The sequence below is a fragment of the Paenibacillus phyllosphaerae genome (assembly GCF_014192105.1).
Lineage (GTDB): Bacteria > Bacillota > Bacilli > Paenibacillales > Paenibacillaceae > Paenibacillus_Z > Paenibacillus_Z phyllosphaerae.
In genome coordinates, this window is sequence record NZ_JACHXK010000004.1 from 77,978 (window position 1) to 97,285 (window position 19,308).

General features: G+C 51.7%; 19 protein-coding genes and 1 pseudogene. 6 read left to right on the plus strand and 14 right to left on the minus strand.

Annotated features, from left to right (window positions below; translation table 11 throughout):
- Window positions 1-175: 175 nt before the first annotated feature.
- Both FHS18_RS10585 and FHS18_RS10590 read right to left on the minus strand, forming a co-directional pair.
- Window positions 176-1,042 carry an AraC family transcriptional regulator gene (locus tag FHS18_RS10585; RefSeq protein WP_183599830.1) on the minus strand — a complete coding sequence of 289 codons (867 nt, stop codon included), beginning with the start codon at window positions 1,040-1,042 and terminating at the stop codon, window positions 176-178.
- Between the two features lie 488 nt (window positions 1,043-1,530).
- Window positions 1,531-2,142, minus strand: coding sequence for an exonuclease domain-containing protein (locus tag FHS18_RS10590; RefSeq protein WP_183600371.1), 612 nt, complete (start codon window positions 2,140-2,142; stop codon window positions 1,531-1,533).
- 174 nt (window positions 2,143-2,316) lie between these two features.
- Here FHS18_RS10590 and FHS18_RS10595 point away from each other — a divergent pair, with 174 nt between their 5' ends.
- Window positions 2,317-3,501: a cation diffusion facilitator family transporter gene (locus FHS18_RS10595; RefSeq protein WP_183599832.1), complete on the plus strand. Its 1,185-nt coding sequence runs from the start codon at window positions 2,317-2,319 to the stop codon at window positions 3,499-3,501.
- A gap of 74 nt (window positions 3,502-3,575) precedes the next feature.
- On the opposite strand, the gene FHS18_RS10600 is transcribed toward FHS18_RS10595, so the two are convergent.
- The 8 genes from FHS18_RS10600 to FHS18_RS10635 all read right to left on the minus strand — a co-directional run bounded on the left by FHS18_RS10600 (window position 3,576) and on the right by FHS18_RS10635 (window position 12,958).
- Window positions 3,576-4,034, minus strand: a complete 459-nt coding sequence (locus tag FHS18_RS10600; RefSeq protein ID WP_183599834.1) for a hypothetical protein — start codon at window positions 4,032-4,034, stop codon at window positions 3,576-3,578.
- Between the two features lie 122 nt (window positions 4,035-4,156).
- Window positions 4,157-5,260: an alpha/beta hydrolase gene (locus FHS18_RS10605; RefSeq protein ID WP_183599836.1), complete on the minus strand. Its 1,104-nt coding sequence runs from the start codon at window positions 5,258-5,260 to the stop codon at window positions 4,157-4,159.
- Between the two features lie 28 nt (window positions 5,261-5,288).
- Window positions 5,289-6,800, minus strand: a complete 1,512-nt coding sequence (locus FHS18_RS10610; protein WP_183599838.1) for an ABC transporter substrate-binding protein — start codon at window positions 6,798-6,800, stop codon at window positions 5,289-5,291.
- Window positions 6,801-6,881: 81 nt separating this feature from the next.
- Window positions 6,882-7,766 (minus strand): carbohydrate ABC transporter permease, encoded by an 885-nt coding sequence (locus tag FHS18_RS10615; RefSeq protein ID WP_183599839.1) that lies wholly within the window; start codon window positions 7,764-7,766, stop codon window positions 6,882-6,884.
- Between the two features lie 21 nt (window positions 7,767-7,787).
- Window positions 7,788-8,657 (minus strand): ABC transporter permease, encoded by an 870-nt coding sequence (locus FHS18_RS10620; RefSeq protein ID WP_183600372.1) that lies wholly within the window; start codon window positions 8,655-8,657, stop codon window positions 7,788-7,790.
- Between the two features lie 155 nt (window positions 8,658-8,812).
- Window positions 8,813-10,471, minus strand: a complete 1,659-nt coding sequence (locus FHS18_RS10625) for a response regulator transcription factor (RefSeq protein ID WP_183599841.1) — start codon at window positions 10,469-10,471, stop codon at window positions 8,813-8,815.
- A gap of 52 nt (window positions 10,472-10,523) precedes the next feature.
- Window positions 10,524-12,272 carry a sensor histidine kinase gene (locus FHS18_RS10630; protein ID WP_183599843.1) on the minus strand — a complete coding sequence of 583 codons (1,749 nt, stop codon included), beginning with the start codon at window positions 12,270-12,272 and terminating at the stop codon, window positions 10,524-10,526.
- A gap of 188 nt (window positions 12,273-12,460) precedes the next feature.
- Window positions 12,461-12,958, minus strand: a complete 498-nt coding sequence (locus FHS18_RS10635; RefSeq protein ID WP_183599845.1) for a hypothetical protein — start codon at window positions 12,956-12,958, stop codon at window positions 12,461-12,463.
- A gap of 110 nt (window positions 12,959-13,068) precedes the next feature.
- Between FHS18_RS10635 and FHS18_RS10640 the strand changes: the two genes are divergently transcribed.
- The 5 genes and pseudogenes from FHS18_RS10640 (at window position 13,069) to FHS18_RS10660 (ending at window position 16,635) form a co-directional block, all read left to right on the plus strand.
- Window positions 13,069-13,821 (plus strand): hypothetical protein, encoded by a 753-nt coding sequence (locus FHS18_RS10640; protein ID WP_246427584.1) that lies wholly within the window; start codon window positions 13,069-13,071, stop codon window positions 13,819-13,821.
- A 69-nt stretch (window positions 13,822-13,890) separates the two neighbouring features.
- Window positions 13,891-14,184 carry a Dabb family protein gene (locus FHS18_RS10645; protein WP_183599847.1) on the plus strand — a complete coding sequence of 98 codons (294 nt, stop codon included), beginning with the start codon at window positions 13,891-13,893 and terminating at the stop codon, window positions 14,182-14,184.
- 65 nt (window positions 14,185-14,249) lie between these two features.
- A pseudogene (locus FHS18_RS35370) lies at window positions 14,250-14,417 on the plus strand (LysR family transcriptional regulator); the annotation flags it as partial.
- Between the two features lie 54 nt (window positions 14,418-14,471).
- Complete coding sequence (locus FHS18_RS10655; RefSeq protein WP_183599849.1) at window positions 14,472-15,155, plus strand: LysR family transcriptional regulator substrate-binding protein; 684 nt, start codon at window positions 14,472-14,474, stop codon at window positions 15,153-15,155.
- Window positions 15,156-15,285: 130 nt separating this feature from the next.
- Window positions 15,286-16,635 carry an MATE family efflux transporter gene (locus FHS18_RS10660; RefSeq protein WP_183599851.1) on the plus strand — a complete coding sequence of 450 codons (1,350 nt, stop codon included), beginning with the start codon at window positions 15,286-15,288 and terminating at the stop codon, window positions 16,633-16,635.
- A gap of 63 nt (window positions 16,636-16,698) precedes the next feature.
- Here the strand turns inward: FHS18_RS10660 and FHS18_RS10665 are convergent, their stop codons facing one another.
- From FHS18_RS10665 to FHS18_RS10680, 4 genes are all read right to left on the minus strand, one after another.
- Window positions 16,699-16,857: a hypothetical protein gene (locus tag FHS18_RS10665; protein ID WP_183599853.1), complete on the minus strand. Its 159-nt coding sequence runs from the start codon at window positions 16,855-16,857 to the stop codon at window positions 16,699-16,701.
- A gap of 91 nt (window positions 16,858-16,948) precedes the next feature.
- Window positions 16,949-17,641 (minus strand): ankyrin repeat domain-containing protein, encoded by a 693-nt coding sequence (locus FHS18_RS10670; protein WP_183599855.1) that lies wholly within the window; start codon window positions 17,639-17,641, stop codon window positions 16,949-16,951.
- A gap of 285 nt (window positions 17,642-17,926) precedes the next feature.
- Entirely contained in the window at window positions 17,927-18,493 is a 567-nt protein-coding gene (locus FHS18_RS10675) for a hypothetical protein (RefSeq protein ID WP_183599857.1), read from the minus strand.
- 221 nt (window positions 18,494-18,714) lie between these two features.
- Window positions 18,715-19,164: a PAS domain-containing protein gene (locus tag FHS18_RS10680; protein WP_183599859.1), complete on the minus strand. Its 450-nt coding sequence runs from the start codon at window positions 19,162-19,164 to the stop codon at window positions 18,715-18,717.
- Window positions 19,165-19,308 lie beyond the last annotated feature (144 nt).

The window sequence follows — 19,308 nt, forward strand, 5'->3', positions numbered from 1 at the left end:
GTTCGCTGTCGGAATGCACCATAGACTTCCCCCTTTTCTATCCTTAGAAGGCATATTCATGTCATTCTTTATTACATTGTTGTGCCACTTCTTACTTCTTATTGTAGCGTACTTGGTTTACCGTTTCTTTACCAATACGATTAAGAACCAGCACTATCTTACGGAATCTTGTGAATTAATGCTTGCGGGAGGTCATGGGGGTGACGCCGATATGCTTCTTGAACAGCCGGTTAAAATTGGTCAACGTCCGGAATCCGCACTCCAGCGCGATGTCCGTGATCTTCATCTCATTGGCCTCGAGCAGCAATACGGCATGTTCGAGCCTCAGATGAATGAGGTATAGGAGCGGCGGCATCCCCACCGCCCGTTTGAAGATTTCGCTGAACCGGGACGGACTTAAGAAGACGAGCGCAGCCAGCTCTTCCAGCGTCCAGCCATAGGCGAAGTTCTGCTCCATCTCATGCAGGACGTGGCGGATTTTCTCCAGTTGGCGTTCGCTGATCGCATGTTGATCGGCACCGCAAGGCGTGCGAAAATCCCGGTTGACGAGGGCTAGGAATTGAAGCAGGTAGGCATAAACCATGGAGGTGTACGAACGCTCATGATGCTCATGCTCGGTCTGAAGCGCGAGCAGCAAGCCGCGCAGCTTGTCGATCTGCGGATGCTCCCGTTCGAGCAGATTCGTGAAGTGGACGTTCATTTCGCGGAAAGGGTTGAGAATTTCGGGGTCGAGTCTCAGGCTGCTGATCAGCCAGTTGCCGTCGAAGGTGACGACCTGCATGATCAGGTCTTTCGTCTCGTAAGCGCAGTGCAAATCGTTGGAGTTAATGAGCAGAATATCGCCCTGTTGGAATTCGAAGCGTTTGCCGTTGATGATGTAATAACCGCTGCCGGCCTTGATATGGTTGATCTCGAGCACGTCATGCCAATGCAGCCGCTGATAGCCGCTGTCCACGCCGATCGTATCTTCGACGAGAATCGGATATTTTCGGGCCAATCTTACTTTTTCCTTGGCGATTTCTGACACTTTCGCTATCGTCATGCGCATGACCTCCTATGACATTGCTAGGTTAAGCATGTCATAATAGGTGCCATAAAGGCAAGGGTTTAAAAGGCTTCGCCTTCTAGACTTCCCTTCCATTGATATTAACTTCGCCGTTTAGTGCCACCTCTACTTTTACTTCACTTCGTACTTTCCAACTACCTTCACTTCACCTCGCCCCTTCCCCCTCCATTGGAGGGGAACAAGAGGGTCATCACCCTCTTGACTCCGATAACTAGCGTGACTCGGAACGCGGCCGTCTTCGATGTGTCCTTTTGCGGAGAGCTCGCTTTTGTCCTCACGGAATGGCTAGCATGCAGGCATTGCATGCAGCCATCCGTTTGGACAAAGCTCTGGGTTCGAGCTTCGTTCGAACCTTTTTGCCTTGGGGAGGTGACCTGGCGGGTTTGAGCGTTAGTCAGTTTACGTGCTGATCCTCGCTTGACGTCCACTTTGTGGACACGCTTACTATTTACACCTCTGGAGCATTACACCATCGGGATAATCTCGAACCTTCTGACTTGAATCGGTTTGTCGAGGATAAAGTCGTTAATGTTACGGGCCTTGAATTCTTCGAGCAGCCGCAAAAATAGCTTGGCGATCAGCTTGCTGTCGTCTAGCGCATCGTGTCGTTTCAGAGAGGAATCATCGATGCCGTAATGGTGAACCAAGTAATTTGTTGTCAGAATATTAGGATTGTCGGGATATAAATAAGTGAAGAGTGCCTTAGTGTCGAGACAACGATTCGACAGCATCTTCAAGTTGTTGCGCTCGCACTCCATCCGCAGCAGCGGCAGATCAAACTCGTAGCCGGCGTGCGTGACCAGTACGCAGCCTTCCGTGAATTGAACGAACTGTTCGTAAATATCGGCAAGCACGGGCGCATCCACCAAATACGAATTGTACACGCCGGTGAAACGTTCGACCGGCTCCGGGATCGGCTTGGGCGATTGGACATAAGAATTGAACGTCCGATGCTCGACCACTTTCCCCTCCTCTATAATCACGGCGCCGATCTGCGTTATATATTCGACCTCATGCCGGATGCCGGTAGCTTCGAAATCGAATACGCAATAACGCCGATGCTGAATATGCTGTATTCATACGTCGTTTCTCGCCTGTTCGTATAGGATGACGCGTCTAACCAGAGAATAACTGGAAATTAATCCTTTGCGGCTTGGGCAGGATTGCCTTGCCAAGATGATTAAGCAGATTTATAATACATATGAACATGTATTCATATATTACTGTATAGTTGAATTGGGGGTTAACCTATGACTAAGCCTTCCGACCATACCCACACCCATTCCCACGGGCAGGAAAAGAAGTCTCAGCTTGAGCAGCAGCAGAAATGTACGCATGATCATCAGCATGATCACGAACATCAACATGATCATGATCATCAACATAATCATGAACCTGATCATGAATCTGATCATGTTCTCACTCATACCCACGATCACGATCACAACCATGAACACGAACATGATCACGACCACGATCATGGCCATAACCATTCCCATCATGGTCATCATCACGGCCATGGACATCACGACCATTCGCACGGGCCTGGCCACCATCATCATGGACCGAATAATAAAGCCGGCCTGCTCATTGCGTTCTCCATTACAGCCGGCATTATGCTGCTCGAATTTTTCGGCGGCCTGTTCACCGGGAGCTTGGCCCTCTTGTCGGATGCCGGCCACATGCTCAGCGATACGGCCGCGCTTGCGCTTAGCCTTGGCGCATTGTGGTTTGCCGCGAGACCGGCTTCACCGAATAAATCGTTCGGCTTCTACCGGTTCGAGATTCTCGCCGCCCTGCTTAATGGCGCCGCCCTCTTCGTCATTGCCGCGATCATCGTCTGGGAAGCAAGCCAGCGATTCTTCGACCCGCCTGCCGTACAGAGCGGATCAATGATTCTCATCGCAGTTATCGGCTTGCTGGCCAACCTGATCAGCGCTTACTTCCTCATGCGTAAAGGCGATGTGAAAGATAACATCAATGTCCGAAGCGCTTATCTGCATATTTTGGGCGATGCCCTCGGCTCGGTCGGCGCAATTGCAGCCGGGCTGCTCATGTACTGGTTCTCCTGGTACGCGGCAGATCCGATCATTAGCGTCATTGTCGCCGTACTCATCCTGAAAAGCGCATGGGGCGTCATCCGTTGGGCCATTCATATTCTGATGGAAGGTACCCCGCTCGCCATCGACGCCGAGAAGGTCAAACAAACGTTGATCGCGATTCCCGGCGTGAAGGATGTGCACGACTTGCATATTTGGTCGATCACATCCGGTCGCGACTCGTTGACCTGCCACCTCGTTGTCGAGGAGCAGGCGGATACGCAAGACATACTCAAGCAAGCGATCAAACGAATCGAGGACGTGTTCAAAATCACGCATTCGACGATTCAGATCGAGACGAAGAACCTGCACGAAACGGCATGCAGCCTCCACTAATGAACGCCGATTAGGCGAACCTCGGGAACGGCTCTTAAGCTCCCTTCGGTTCGCCTTTTTACTTGCCGACCAAATCACTTCGCCTGATGACCCGCAAGCACGACCTCTTCATGATTACTGCCTCGATCTGCAAGCTCATGTGCCATGAACTGAATCGCCGCCAGATATACCGGATACAGCGACATGGCTCCAATTAGAACAAGCCCTAGAACCGGTGCAGGATCATCGTATGCGTTGGTGATCGGGAACCGGTCTCTGAACCAAGCGATCATGCCGATAAAATACGGGACCCATAGCACGGTGGACAAGTAATTCGCTCCTCTTCGACCGAGCAACCGCTTCAGCAAGATCGGGGAAAGAATCGTCAGCATGACATAACTCGCAATGCTGAACCAAGTAATCCCATTCATCACGACGTCGAGTTCAATGCCCATCACTCGATTAATGCGGTAGCTGTTCAACATCAGTTCCATCACAACGAAGAACAAGCCGCCATAGAAACACGATGCCAGATTAAGCCGCAGCCAATACATTTGATGTCCCCCTCTTTTTCTACGTATATGGGGCTGCTCATTTCCTGAATATCCCAACCATAACACAAAAAAGCCGCTGTCGACTATCGCGTTCAGCGGCTTTGATTCTTAATACCTAATTCCTATTCGTCTGCGGGCAATCCCCATATTCCTCTCGCCAGTTCGTCCATGCAGTCTTCGGCCTGCGGATACTCGCCGTATTTGTCGAGGAAAGCATGATCCATGCCCTCGTATCGGATGACCCGCGTTCGCACGCCGGCTTCGGCCAACAACTGGCCATAGGCCTCGCCTTCCAACCGGAGATAATCGTACTCGGCCGTGACGACGAGCAGTTCCGGAAGACCCGCAGCATCCTCGATCAGAAGCGGCGAAACCAGCGGGTTGTCGCTGCCGGCCCCTTGCAGATACAAGGCATTGAGCATAGATCCCGCATTGCGCAGACCATCCAGACTGAAATGGATCAATGCCTCATCTGCACCGATCGCGTATTCCTCCGGTTGCCAATGAAACTGCTCTGGCTGCGCAATGACGACGACCGGATAGATCAACGCTTGGTAACGGATATAGCCGTTACCTGCATCGCGATCCATAATCGAACAGCATGCCGCAAGATTGCCGCCAGCACTGTCCCCGGCTACGGTGATCCGCGTTCGGTCAACCCCGAGTTCGTCGGCATGGTCGAATGCCCAGCGAACCGTATCGTAACAATCGGTCAAGCCCGCCGGCCATGGATGCTCCGGCGCGAGTCTGTAATCGACATTGATGACGACCGCATCCGCCTTCTGCGCCAGGCTCTTGCATGGATTCTCCACCGTGTCGACCGAACCGCCGATGAATCCGCCGCCGTGGAAGAAGAGGACTGCCGGCCGAACCCGATCTCCTACAGGCGTATAGATGCGGACCTGTATCGTTCCGTTGCTTCCTTCGATCTCCGCTAACGCAGTTCGTATCGTACCCCCGGATAAATCATGATTCGGCCAGCCCATCATGGCGCGCAGATCTTCAATCGGAATCGCCGTTGAGTCCACTGGCGGGCCGGAAGGGCGGCTAGCCGCCGCCTCCAGCTCCTTCTGCTTCTGCTCGCGGACTCTCGGATCGAGTATGCCGGCGCCATCGAGATCCGGAATCGCTTTACGCACGAAGGTCATCCGTTCATGCTGCGCCTCCTCAACCTGCCGTACTTGAAGCCGTGCGAGCAGCTCGCTATATGTCAGTTGTTCCGCCATCTTCTCGAATGTCTCCCTTCATTCGGTTTTAGTTCGACTTCGCCCATTCGTCGAGCTGTTTCTGCTTCTCTTCGATAATCTTCGTAAGCCCCGCCGCTTTCAACTTCGCGTTGAAGTCGGTCAGATTCTTCTCCGGATCGAGCGTCCCGGTCTCCAAGCCGACGCGATACTGGTTGAGCACGTTCGTCACGGCCGCGATCTCCGTCTTAACCGAGTCCGCATTGAAGGTAAAACCAAGCGCCTTGGATTTGATTGAGGCTTCGTTGAAAGCTTTCATTTTATCCCAAATCTGCGGGTCCTCGCCTGCCCAGACATGGCCGAGGAAGTTGTTGCCCACTTCCCATTGGTTGAGCATGTAACCGGTATCCGTCACGCCTTCCGGCTTCGCGATCAGACCATCGTCCTGTTTCACGTAGTGTTTGCCTTCGATTCCGTTCGTGAGCAGATTCATCAGATCGGCGTCGGAATAGAGCAGGTCGAGCAGCTGCATCGCCTTATTCTCATCGATCGTATTCTTGGCGATCGACAGCATGAACGACGTGATGTTAGTGGTAGAAGTCATCGGTTCGGTCAGACGGATGCCGACCATCTCTCTGCCGCTGTTGCGCGATTCCTGCACCTCGAACCCAGGTTTCATGTTGGCGACATAGCCTGCCGCTTTGCCGGCCTTCACGAGGCTTGGTCCGGTTTCTTGCGAGGTCGAGATGTCTTTCATGATATAGCCGGCTTCGAACCAACGGCGTACAACCGCGAGCGCTTCCTTATATTTGGCCGATTCAAAATAGTTCACGACCTTCAGCTCGCCTTGACCCGCATCTTCCAATACGCCGAACTTGTCGCCAAGGACATCATAGTCCGCTCCGACCATTACTTCGGTAACCGTCTGCGTCTGATTCTGCTGCACGAGCGGAGCGACGCCCGGCTCTCCGTCCTTGATCAGTTTGAGGACCGGCTCCAGATCCGCGAACGTCTTGATCTGCGTGACGTCGACTTTGTATTTGTCGATGAGATCCTTCCGGATAACGACCCCATAGTCCGCTGCCATGTCACGGGTACTCGGGATGCCGTACACCTCGCCATCGATCTTCGTCGCGTTCAGAATTTCCGGCGAGAGCACCGATTTGATTCCTTCGCCATATTGCTCTAACAGGTCGTTCATCGGGAGCAGCTGACCCTTTGCCACCTGCGAGCTGTAGTTCATTAGCGTAGACGTGACGATCAGGTCCAGCTGCTCGCTGCCGGCCATGAGCAAGTTCATCTGCTGCGTCCAAGCGGAGATGCTGATCGGCATCAGCTTGACGGTGGCGTTGATCTTGGCCGTCGTAATCTTGTTCATCTCGTTCTGCACCAGTTCCAAGTCCGGCATATTGCCGAAGCTGATGAACGCCATCGTCAGTTCCGTCGGATCGCCCTTGTCTTCGCCGCCGCCGTTATTCGCCGCTCCGCCATTGTTCGAACCGCTGTTATCGCCGCATGCCGCCAGCACCCACGTCAACATCAAGACCAATACGGTTAGCGTAACCCGCTTCGCATTCTTCATCTCCATATTCCCCCTGTAATAGCAATTAGGTTTCCCTGCCCTGCTGCTGCCCTGCTGCTGCCTTCCTACTTGCATTCGTCCTTACCCTTTCACCGCGCCGATCGTCAGCCCTTTGACAAAATACTTCTGGAAGAACGGGTACGCGATCATGATCGGAATGATGCCGATCGCCGCCATCGCCATCCGAATCGTATCGAGCGGAATATTCGCCGTCGTCTCGGATTGGTTACTGCCGAAGCTGTTCGTCTGCAGGAACTGGATATCGCTCAGCATCCGGTTGAGGACATTTTGCAAGCTGAACAGTTTCGTGTCCGTCACGTAGATGAGCCCGTTATACCAGTCGTTCCAGTAGGCGATCATGAGCATAAGGCCGATGGTCGCCATGATGGGCAGCGAGAGCGGAAGCACGATGCGGTAGAAAATTTTGAACTCCGACGCCCCGTCGATGAAAGCGGATTCGATAACCGGGACGGGAATGGAGGTGCTGAAGAACGTTCGAATGAGCAGGATGAAGAAGCCATTGGTGAGCAGACCGGGTACGATCAGCGCGAGCAGCGTATTCTTCAGATGAAAGACCTCGGTGTAGAGCAGATAGGTCGGCACGAGTCCGCCATTGAACAGCAAGGTGAAGAAGACGATGAAGGAGAGCACGCCTCGCAGCGGCATGTCCTTGCGGGAGAGCGGGTAAGCGATCAAGGAAGAGATCGCAAGGCCGGCCGCAGTCCCGATGATCGTGACCAGAATCGTGATGCCGTACGAGCGAACGAGCGTGCTCGAGTCGTTCAGCAGATACGTGTAAGCTTCCAAGGAGAACTTGCTCGGGAGCAAGGAGTATCCGTCCCGCACGATCACGTTCTGATCGGTTAGCGATGCCATGAACAGCAGCAGGAACGGGAACAGGCACGCGCACGCCGCCAGGACGAAGAACAGATGAATGAGGGCTTGCTGGATTGGACTTGCTTTCATATTGCGCTTCCCCTTTCCGCGTTAGAATAGTGCCTGATCGCGATTGCGCCTTGCCACGGCATAGTTCGCCACGATGACGAGGATGAATCCGACCAGCGATTGGTAGAGCCCCGCAGCCGAGGACATGCCGATGTCGCCTAAGGTGACCAAGCCGCGATACACGTACGTATCGATGACATCCGTAGTCGGCTGGAGCGGACCGGAGTTGAGCGGGACCTGATAGAACAAGCCGAAGTCGGAGTAGAAGATCCGGCCGATCGCGAGCAAGGACATGATCGTAATCGTCGGCATGATGAGCGGGATCGTGATCTTGCGGACTTGCATCCACCGGCTGGCACCGTCGATCGTCGCCGCTTCGTAGTATTCGTGATCGATGCCGATAATCGCCGCCAAGAAGATAATGCACAGGTAGCCGATATTTTTCCATACGTTGACGATCGTTAGGATATACGGCCAATACTTCGACTCGCTGTACCAGGAGATCGGATCGATCCCGAGCATCGGCAGAATATGATGATTGATGAATCCGTTCTCCACATTGAGCATCGAGAGACCCAGGTAGCCGACGATGACCATGGAGATTAAGTAAGGGAGCAAGATGACGCTTTGGTACAATCGGGAGAAAAACTTATGCTTGATCTCGTTCAGCAAGATCGCGACCGTTACGGCCAGTACCGTGTTCAGCAGGATGAAGAATCCGTTGTACAGAATCGTGTTGCGCGTAATGATGTACGCGTCCGTCGTCTTGAACAAGTACTCGAAGTTCTTGAACCCGATCCAGTCGCTGCCGAGTATGCCCTCCCGGTAGTTGTAATCCTTGAAGGCGATCACGACTCCGAACATCGGCAAATAGTTGTTGATGACGAGATACGTAAGCGCCGGCAGTACCATGAAGAATAGTGCCCGGTATCGTTTGATCTGCTTCCACGCTCGCTGCCCAGCCGTGTGCTTCACGCTCAGCTCCCCCTCGCTTTCTGCTTGTTATGCACTCATTGTAGCCGGAGGAGCCGAGCGCCGCTTACCACGAATCCGACTTTGCAGTTTCGTTATTCCGACTTCTCGATCGAACCCTGCATCAGGCACGAACACTGCTTGCGGTATTCTGCCGGCGTCAATTGCACCGACTTTTTGAACAAGGTGGAGAAATAAGACAGGTTCGAGTACCCCGCCATCGTCGCAATATCGCTCACCTGCCGGCTCGTCGTCCGGAGCAGCCGCTTCGCATACGCTATCCGCTGCTGCTGAATGTAGTCCGACAGCGACATGCCCGTCTCCTTCTTGAATAAGCGTGTCAAATAGTCCGGGTTCAAATAGACGACGCTTGCGATCTCGTCCCGTCCGAGTTCGAGCTCGCCGATCTTCTCTTCCACATAACGCTTCACCTTATCGACCACGGACATGCTCCCCTCTTCGGCATGCATCCGGTTCATCGCCACGTCGATAACGTAGAGCATCCATTCCTCCATGGCATGGAGCGACTTCAGAACCTTAGGCGGCTGGTCGGTCAGCAGGTTCGTCGCGAAGACGTCATGTGCTTGGAAGCCCTTGAAATGCAGCACGAAGAAGAGCAGCTGCATGAAATCCTGATACAAGCGGTGCAGCGTGCGCGCGTCAATCGGTATCGCCTGTTCCCGGCAGCTGCCCATATAGCGTTTGGCATCCGCGATCAGCCGTTCTTTCTCCCCTTGCTTCATCCATTCCGCCCAATCCTTGACCGGCAACGGCGGCAGCTCCGCAGCGGTCGCTTGTTCCCGCTCATCGCTTAGCAGCAACACCGCGTTCGTGCGCGTCACGTTATTCCGATCCAACCGCTGCAGATGCTGCACTTGCCTCGCGACGGATGTGATCGCGACCGGCTCGCCGATATAGCAGCACAGGTCGCTGTAGAAGAACTGCCGGCATTGCGGGATGAGGAATTCGCAATCCGTATGGGCTTGTTCGGGGCGGCAGGCTAATTGTTCCGGGGACAGAGGAATGATGGCAAGCAGTTGATCCGTCTGCGGGAGCGAAACGACCGCGGCATGGCGCACTTGATGAAGCAGCTTCTCCTCCACCGCATTGCGCAGCGCGTACTCCATCAATTTCTCCTCTCGCGGGGACAGCGTCTTATGCCTCTGCTGCACATGAACGAGCACGGGAAGGAACATGGCGTTGACCGGATAATGGACGCCTCGGGCTTGCATATGGGAGCGGATGGCTTCATGCGTCGACGGGACCGACTGCGTCACCAGCTCCTGCCAGAATCGCTCCAGCATCACAGGACGCTGGGATTCCCAGAGCTGCACATACCGTTTGTAGCCGGCTTCGGCCCCTTCGAGTTCGCGATCCTTCTGAATCTTATCGAGCACCTTCGCCAATGTCTCCTCCATCTCCTCGTAATCGACGGGCTTCAGCATATAATCGAAGCTGCCCAGATGAATCGCTTGTCTGGCATAGGAGAAATCCGAATGGCAGGTTAAGAAGACCGTCTGCGTCTTCGGCGAATGCTCCCTCACCCAAGCCAGCAATTCCAACCCGGTCTCCTGCGGCATCTCGATATCGCAGACCATCACGTCTATCGTATGGTTGGCAAAAATCTCCCTCGCTTGCTTCGCGCTGTGCGCGGTATGGAGTTTATGGATGCGGAGCTGTTCCCATCGAATGCCTGCCTGCAGGCCGCGAACCGCATGCACCTCGTCATCAATGATCAATGCTTCATAGCCCATCGTAATTTGCCCCTTTCTCGAAATATTAAATGTAATAACAGAGGACAGCGTATCAAGATTCACCTTGTTCTGGCGGATGTACCGGGATCGTCAACCGGATACCCGCTCCTTTGCCCGGAATATTCGCGAACGCCAAACCTGCCTTGCCTTTATACAGCAGCTTCAACCGGCGATCGACGTTCCATATGCCGACATGCTCTCCGTTCTCGCCATCCCAGCGCTGCTGTTGCAGTTCTTGCAGGACGTGCTCGGGGAAACCTTCGCCCGTGTCTTCGATATGGACGTCATAGGAGGGGACGATCGTTCCCTCCGACGTTTGAACGCGAACGGTTATTTCGATCGGACGATCCATGTTCACCGCATGCTGAATCGCATTCTCCACGAGCGTCTGAATCGAGAGCGGCGGGATCCCCGCCTCGGTCAGCGAATCCGGCGCCTCGACCCGGTAGCTGAGCACGCCGGGGAAACGCAACTCTTGAATGCGCAAGTAGTTGGCCGTATGCTTCAGTTCCTCATGCAGCGGAACGAAGTAGGAATTGCTTTTGAACATGAACCGGAAGTAAGCCACTAGACACTTGGTCATCTCCTGGATTAACTTGTAATCCTGTACGGTGGCCAGGTTATAGACGATATTAAGCGAATTGAGGAAAAAATGCGGCTTGATCTGCAGCTGCAAATGTTTCAGCTCCGCCCGCTGATGGCTCAGCTGCTCTTCGTAGACGTGGATCTTCAGGTCACGGATCTCCCCGATCATCCGGTTGAACGTGTCGTTCATCAGTTCGAACTCGAGCGAGGTGCGCACCTGCGGTATTCGGATGTCCAGATTGCCGTCTCGCAGTTTGCGCATCGCCTTGATCATTCGCTTCACCGGGAGCAGGAATACCCTGCGCATCACGAACAGAAAGAAGAGCAGGAATACGGCCGCCGCCGCGGAGATGGCCCAGAACAACCGCTGCAGATTCGGCAGTTTCTCGAGAATGGCGCTGTCCGGGACGAGCGCGACCAAGAAGAAATCGCCGCGGCTCGAAGCCTCGCCCATCATGAGATAGGAGTCGGCGTTGCCGGAGATCGAGTACGTGTTCGGGTTCAGCGCGAGCTTGATCCCTTCCTTCTCCAGCCATGACGCGTTGCTCATCGGTACCAGTTCATTGGTCGCGAACAATGCCGTGCCATCGTTGCCGAGATCGATGTATTTGAGCGGCAGCATGAGCCTCTGAATATTGAACCACGCACCGGCATAGGCATTCCCCGTCTTCACGAGATGGAACAGGTAGTACGTCCCGTTCCCTTGCCAAATGTTCCATTGGGCATAATCGACTTCATCCGCTTGCTCCTCCAGCATCCGAATGACTTCGGTACGGACTTGTTCCCGCTCCTCATAGCTCTCGCCGAAATCCTGCGCCATGATCAGATCATGGTTCGGCTTCGAATAGACGAACAGCAGATCGACCACATCGTTATAGCTGAGCGCGCTATTGAGCGTATCGAACAGCCTGAGGCGCGCCAGCAAATAATTGTTGTCATCGTCCGATTCCGGGAAATTCATCGTCGTCATGTCGGTATTGCGTTCCGAGAGGTCGAACAGATAGTTGTCGACATCCTCCAGATTGCGGTCGATCTGGCCCATGTATAGACTCAGCAGATTCTGATTGGATTGCGCGACCTGGTTACGGACAACTTGGACGGAATAATGGTTGCTGATAACGAGTATGGAGACGAGCGGCACGATGATGAGGAAGAAGCAGGCGAACAATTTGAAGGTTAACGAATGTAGGAAAGTCCGGGACCAGGGCATGCGCATCAGCACTCACTTTCAAGGTGATAGTACAAGCGATGTAGCTAAAGAATATGGGGTCAAACGCTAGAGTAAGCGCTTTCGCAATTAGGTAAACCCCATTATACGGATTTTCCGCTTGGACGGCTACGGTATTTTCTCGCTTAACGGAAGCCGTTTGAAGGCAAATGAAAAACCGCCTTGGGTAGAGGCGGTTAAGTTGTTGTAGTTGTTGCCCTCGTTGCGGCCTTAGTCAATGTCGACAATAAGCCATTTATCCTCGGGATTCTTCTCCTTCCACAGCGAATAGAATCGCTAACTTCTGTGTCGATGATGCTATGCTCTTCTACTAACACCATGGCTTCGAAAAGCCTCCTCTGCTCAGCAATCTTGATGCTGCTAATGAGTTCAACCTTACTAATCTTATAGTAAGGGAGTTCTTTAGGTTTGGTATCGTAGGAATGATAAAGCGGACTTTGGGGATGCAGCAAGTTCATATATGCCGACAGATTCTCTTTATTTATATATCGGGTACGCATATTGATTAGCTTGACGATTTCTAGGCTATCCCCGCTATATTTGCTCTCGTCGATGAAAATGTGGGGAACATCTGATCGCGATATGGAGGGAGCACTCGTTGCTTGTACCTGTGAATCACTGGCAGCGAGCAGCTCAAAAATTATTATCGCACCTAGCCAAACGATTTTTTTCACACGCTTCACCACTCCATATCACTGACTTTCATCTTCTATTGAAATCCTGAAAGGAAATATCTTACATAATCATGCCCCCAGCGTAACAAACTAACCATGAGGTGTTGAGATTGTCCAAACTATACAAGGGCTATGCAATTTGTATAATGACCGCGATATGTTGCTTGATCTCGTTCACAACTTCCTCTGCGCATGAGCTTCCTGATTCTAAGAGTGAAGAGGTAGACCAACGTGTACAAGAATTAGAGAAACGATTAAACCGGCTCGAACCGCCTGAACCGACGACAATCATTAAATCTCCCGAAGAACTGGAAGCGGAGAACGGTTACCCATCTGGGACGGTACCTATTCCTTCTGTCATTACAAGCGGATCTCCAATACAATTCAAATCAATCTATAGCGACCCAAACTATAAACGCCCTGTCTATCAAGAGAATTGGCACAGCACATACTGGGGAGGCAGGTGGAGTTATATGCCTGCAAGAATACAATACGCGCTCCATCGCCTATTCACTACATATGACATCGGCATTTCGAATGAGTTGAATTTCAAACAAAATGTCGGCATCGATTTTCCGATGTTTCAAAATAGTACCGACCTGGATCTGTATCTTGTCGTTTTTCAAACGGCAATTACGGCTGTTTATACGCGAGGAAATCAAATTGTACTGGTCGGCAATCCCAAACGATACGGCGCTGAAGTCATCACCATCAAAACAGGCGATCTCCGTCCTTCTGATCGCAATCAATTATTGCTTATTCAACTCGCAACGCCAAACGGGGATGAGCTTGATTACTCGCTCATTAATTACGAGCCTCCGGATTTCTGGTCGAATCAAGAGAAGACAAGGAAGAAGAAATAGTTCAGCTTATTATCGTTTCATGCTATAGTGCTAGATGATATGGACAATTAGGAAAGCGGGGAATTTCGAATGATCGATCGCACGATTCTCGTCAAATTCGGGGAACAAACCACGCAAGAGCAACTTCAAGAAATCGTGGAGCGCTTCAAGGCACTGAAGGAGCATCTCACCGGTGTCATTGAAGTGAATGCAGGCATTAATTTCTCGGACAACAACAAAGGCTATCAACTGGTGCTGCGCGTCCGCTTCGAAGATCAGGCGGCGCTTGAAGCATACGGCCCGAACCCGAACCACCAGGCGGTAGCGGCGCTCATCCGCGAATACGGCCGTGAAGACAGCATTGCGGCGAATATTGAAGTGTAACGAAAGATCTTCAGCGATCGTCTCTCTAGTTAGAGAGCGGTCGCCCTGGAGGGATCATTATAGAGATTAAGCAGTTATTAACCATCCAATCCATCCTGCAGCAAGGCAGCTTCTTAAAAGCAGCAGAGACCCTCGGTTACGCCCCTTCCACGATCTCTCTACATATTCAACAACTGGAAGAGCATTTAGGGATTTCCCTCTTCGAGAAAAACGGTCGAAGAATGGTACTGACTCACGAAGGCCGGGTATTCTGGGACCATGCTCGTACACTGCTGGATCAGTTCCTGATGCTGAAAGAACATACGCATGCGGATCTATCTCAGCGCATTCAAGGACATATTCGGATCGGCTCCATTGCATCCGTTGGCAAGACACATCTCCCTTCGATTCTCATCCCATTCTTGAGAGATCATCCCCACGTGACGATATCGATGGAATACATAGGGACCAATACCTTATGTGATCGCGTATTGCATGACGAGTTGGATATCGGAATCGGCCCGGTTCTCCCCAACGAAACCACGGGTTTGCGCAAGGAAAGTTTGTTTGTCGAGAAAGTTGGCTTGCTCATCCCTGACACCCACTGGCTTGCTCAAGCTCAACCGCTTACGCTTTCCGCGTTGGAGAACTGCGCGTTCATCCTTTCCGAACCTTTGAATGCCTATCGCGCAGCACTGGAGCAGCGTTTCGCAGAACTGGGCTTTCATTTGAAACCCAAGGTAGAGCTTGGCGATAGCGATACCATTATCAAGTTCGTACAAGGAGGGATCGGGGTCGCCTTGTTGCCTGTTTCCTTGGTTCAGGCACTGCCGCCTAATACGGTTTTTCGTGAAATGGAGGATGCCGAGCTTCACTTAACCATTGGATTGATCAGGAAAGAAAAACGGGTAGGAGATGCTGTCGCAGCTCTCCACGCGATTCTGAAAGACAAACTAGCCGATTTATTCGAAGGACACTTTCCGTCAGGCTAAGGAAGGTGTTCTTCTGTTTTTGCGTTCAGCCAAACTGAATGGTTCGATCAGTAACCGTCTATTTTTTTGTTGTGCGTTCTATCCTATCATGATGTCTAGAGACGAACTCCCCATAAAGCGAGGCATTGCGATGACACAACAATCAGTAAGGAACTTAAGCCTATTCGGATTAACATGGCCAATATTCATCGAATTACTGCTGCAGATGGTAATGGGGAACGCGGACACGTTGATGTTAAGCTATTATTCCGACAATGCGGTCGCCTCGGTTGGTGTCGCCAATCGAATCATTTATATCCTCATTCTGATTTACGGCGTCATTGCTACTGGCGCGTCCGTATTAGTTGCCAAGGCGCTCGGCGCCAAAGAGGATCGAAGAGCGTCAGAAATAGCGGTAGTTTCTATTGGCGCTAATCTAGTTATCGGACTCGCTTTAAGCGGAACGATGTATGTGACTGGAGATCAACTGCTTCGGGTAATGGGACTGCCAGAGGAACTGCTCCGAGAAGCGATGCAGTACATTGTCATCGTTGGAGGATTTTCATTTTTTCCCGCCGTCGCTCTTACGATTAGCGCGGTACTCCGATGTCACGGATTCGCGAAGGATGTGATGTTGGTCACGATCGGCATGAATATCGTTGATGTCATCGGTAACTACCTGTTCATCTTCGGACCTTTCGGAATACCTGTGCTCGGTGTATTCGGGGTAGCCATGACAACGACGATCAGCAAAGCCATGGGGTTAGTCTTCCTCGTCGCATTCTTGCTAAGACGAGTTGAGAATCCACTCCCATTCCATACCCTGATTCGGTTTCCATTCGACCACTTGAGACAACTGCTCAAAATCGGGGTACCCTCCGCATGCGAATTATTATCCTACCATACCTCCCAGCTTGCCATAACCTATATCGCAGCATTCTTGGGGACCCAAGCGCTGACAACCAAAGTCTATACCGAGAATCTCATGATGTTCATCTACCTGTTTAGCATGGCAATCAGTCAAGGCACTCAAATCCTGATCGGGCATCAGTCAGGAGCTAACCAATTCCAACAGGTTTACGAACGCTGCATCGTTAGCACGCGAATTTCCTTTGCGATTTCACTCGGGATGGGAGTCATCCTATACCTCTTTTCGCCCCGACTATTAACGATATTCACTGACGACGCCTCGATCATCCATACCGGCAGTTTGCTTCTGTTAATGACGATCCTGCTAGAACCAGGGCGATCGATCAATCTAGTCATCCTTGGAGCGTTACGCGCATTAGGGGATATTCAATATGCCTTATACTTAGGTATCATCTCCATGTGGGGAATTAGCGTGGCCCTCTCATATCTACTAGCAATCACTTTGGACCTTGGTCTACTTGGGATATGGATTTCATACGTAATCGATGAATGGCTTCGCGGGCTCGTTCTGTTGAAAAGATGGAGAGCACGCCGCTGGCTGAGCCAGACGAATATCGAAATACAAGGCTAAACAAATAAAAGCTACCCGAGTCCATCGACCGGATAGCCTAATTTGTGATTGGGCGGCAAGGCTCTACACCTTGTCGCTCTTAATCGTGTACTTCGAAATGACTTTGCTTTTCTCGAGATCTTTCAACGCCTGCCTTAAATCCTCCGGCGAAGGGTTCTCGATGCCGAGCACTTCTTTGAGGAAGGCGAGCTCTTTCTCGTTGTCATCCTGCTTATTCTTCATGCGTATCTCCTTGTGCATCGTACTTCCAGCAGCTACTGCTTGTCTATTACTATACACCTTTTGGTAGATTTTATGCGACATAAGACACCCTCTATTTGGCCCCTGCCGCGACCAATATCCGTTCGATTTCTTTGAACCCTTTGTTCCTTGCATGCTGTAATGGCGTAACGCGATCATGGTCGGGAATATTCACATCTGCCCCGTGTTCGATTAACACTTGAACGACTTGCTGCTGCCGTTGACCGCCATCGTTCAGGATGATCGCTTCCATCAGCGCCGTCCAACCCAGGTTGTTGACGTGATTGATAGCAATGGACGTTCTGATGAGCAGTTCTTGGATGACATCGAGATAGCCATGTTCGGAAGCGGGAATTAATGCGGTTCCTCCAAAACGGTTCGTGATCGTCGGATCTGCCCCCGCATCGATGGTTAGCTTCAAAATTTCGATATACCCTTCTGCTCCTGCGTATAGGAAAGGGGTATTTTTGAGATCATCTTGCTTGTTGACGTCCGCACCGGCGTCTATGAGCGCTTTGACCGTGTTAACATCGTTGTTGTAAGTCGCAATCATCGCCGCTGTCCTTCCCTTGGCGTCTTGGACATTCACATCGGCGCCCTCATTCAGTAATTGAATGACCGTGTCTGCGTCTTGACGTTCAGCAGCTTGCAGCAATTGTTGGTTCACTAATTTCCCCTCCGTTGTTGTCATTTCTTCTTGCCCGCCGAACATACATCCCTGAAGAATGAACATACATCCTAGCAACATAACCAGCCACTTCAGCATGGTACTCGTTCCCCTCTTGGTATTGGCTATTAATAGAATAGCGGATAGAGTTAAACGGGACCAAAAGAACATTTAAACAATTTATAAACGATTGCGTCTTACAACATGGCGGCGATTGCAGCTTGATCTCGATTATGTCATATTTTACCACTTGAGAAGACCAGTTGATACCTCGAATCTTGCCTCACCTCCACGTTGGTTCTACTCCATAATGCGTATGTGTCCGTGAGACGTAAAAAAGGACCTTCCTCGAAGGCCCTTTGTCATATCGGTTTGCGATAGGGATTACTTGCTTTTTTTGCTGCGGTTGTTTCCCGGGAAGAAAATATTGCCCAGGTTACCGCCTTGGCCTCCGCCCCAGTTGCCGCCTTGGCCTCCGCCCCAGTTGCCGCCTTGGCCTCCGCCCCAGTTGCCGCCTTGGCCTCCGCCCCAGTTACCGCCTTGACCTCCGCCCCAGTTACCGCCTTGGCCTCCGCCCCAGTTACCGCCTTGGCCTCCGCCCCAGTTACCGCCTTGGCCTCCGCCCCAGTTACCGCCTTGACCTCCGCCCCAGTTACCGCCTTGGCCTCCGCCCCAGTTGCCGCCTTGGCCTCCGCCAATATTAGGCATGACCGGGAAAGGCCCTTGCGCTTGACTGATTTGCGTGACATCAAGGAACGATTGCGAACCGTTCGGATATAGAATCTGCATCGATTTATTAGCAGGATCAACGCTCTGGACGAATGCAACGATCCGTTGTCCATTAACCGTGAATATCCCCCATAATCCAACGAATTTGCCTACTTCGTTTGTGGTCGTAAACCCCATCGCCCCGCCTGGAACCATACCCCGATGATTTTTTTTATTCGACAAGTGAGCGTCTCTCCTTTGTAGGTGACTTCCATACTAAGCTATTCCCTAGCTCGAACGTTGGCTTGGGTAATCATCATCGGGGGATTGATGCCTACTGCTTCTCTTCGGAGCTGGCACTGCGCTCACCTGAACAACTCCATGTTGTCTTCATTTCCCTACGCAAATAGGCAACCGACCATCTGGCCGGCTGCCCATTCGGGGCATGGAGCTTTCCTTCTCGACTAGCTTAACAGCTGCTCATCCATCGAAAGCCATGAAATATCTCTATATTCAACGATAAAGGTTTCATTTCCGCCTTTGTCTTCGAGTAGAGGATACACCGTTGCAATAAACCTTACTGGTTTGCCAGACTTGGTGATGCGTACAATGTTGACCGTCATGATGGACCCGCCGCCAATAATTTTATTCCGATGGTCCGCTAAATGATTGAACTCTCCCGCAGGAACGAAAGGGGCATCAAAAATAGGACGGTTTACGACCTCCCGCGATTCGAACCCCAATATAGACTCGAACATTCTATTCACGCGCAAGATCGTACCATCCTTACTCATGATGATTATCGCGTGCGGATGATGGTCCATATAAAGTTTAATGTCCAATATCCCGGTGGGATAATGGGATCGGCGTTCATTTCCTTTGTTTCTACGCCATGCCTGCTTCCAAAAAAGCATAGAATCATCCCCCGGAGCTAAAGTGGTTAGTATGAATTCTCCCGAGGGCCTATGTTGTCTGATTGATTTCTCTGCATCCAAAGGGTCACTATAAATTCTAACACATTTGACTGTGAAAAAGTGCTAATGAAGCCAATTCAGCGG

Bases quoted from the DNA above. Each gene is read 5' to 3' on its own strand.
- FHS18_RS10610 (WP_183599838.1), bottom strand. From the start codon at position 6,800: ATGAAGAATGCGAAGCGGGTTACGCTAACCGTATTGGTCTTGATGTTG.
- FHS18_RS10630 (WP_183599843.1), bottom strand. From the start codon at position 12,272: ATGCGCATGCCCTGGTCCCGGACTTTCCTACATTCGTTAACCTTCAAA.
- FHS18_RS10670 (WP_183599855.1), bottom strand. From the start codon at position 17,641: ATGCTGAAGTGGCTGGTTATGTTGCTAGGATGTATGTTCATTCTTCAG.
- FHS18_RS10625 (WP_183599841.1), bottom strand. From the start codon at position 10,471: ATGGGCTATGAAGCATTGATCATTGATGACGAGGTGCATGCGGTTCGC.
- FHS18_RS10605 (WP_183599836.1), bottom strand. From the start codon at position 5,260: ATGGCGGAACAACTGACATATAGCGAGCTGCTCGCACGGCTTCAAGTA.
- FHS18_RS10660 (WP_183599851.1), top strand. From the start codon at position 15,286: ATGACACAACAATCAGTAAGGAACTTAAGCCTATTCGGATTAACATGG.
- FHS18_RS10655 (WP_183599849.1), top strand. From the start codon at position 14,472: ATGCTGAAAGAACATACGCATGCGGATCTATCTCAGCGCATTCAAGGA.
- FHS18_RS10615 (WP_183599839.1), bottom strand. From the start codon at position 7,766: ATGAAAGCAAGTCCAATCCAGCAAGCCCTCATTCATCTGTTCTTCGTC.
- FHS18_RS10620 (WP_183600372.1), bottom strand. From the start codon at position 8,657: ATGGTACTGCCGGCGCTTACGTATCTCGTCATCAACAACTATTTGCCG.
- FHS18_RS10645 (WP_183599847.1), top strand. From the start codon at position 13,891: ATGATCGATCGCACGATTCTCGTCAAATTCGGGGAACAAACCACGCAA.
- FHS18_RS10595 (WP_183599832.1), top strand. From the start codon at position 2,317: ATGACTAAGCCTTCCGACCATACCCACACCCATTCCCACGGGCAGGAA.
- FHS18_RS10680 (WP_183599859.1), bottom strand. From the start codon at position 19,164: ATGCTTTTTTGGAAGCAGGCATGGCGTAGAAACAAAGGAAATGAACGC.
- FHS18_RS10665 (WP_183599853.1), bottom strand. From the start codon at position 16,857: ATGAAGAATAAGCAGGATGACAACGAGAAAGAGCTCGCCTTCCTCAAA.
- FHS18_RS10600 (WP_183599834.1), bottom strand. From the start codon at position 4,034: ATGTATTGGCTGCGGCTTAATCTGGCATCGTGTTTCTATGGCGGCTTG.
- FHS18_RS10585 (WP_183599830.1), bottom strand. From the start codon at position 1,042: ATGACGATAGCGAAAGTGTCAGAAATCGCCAAGGAAAAAGTAAGATTG.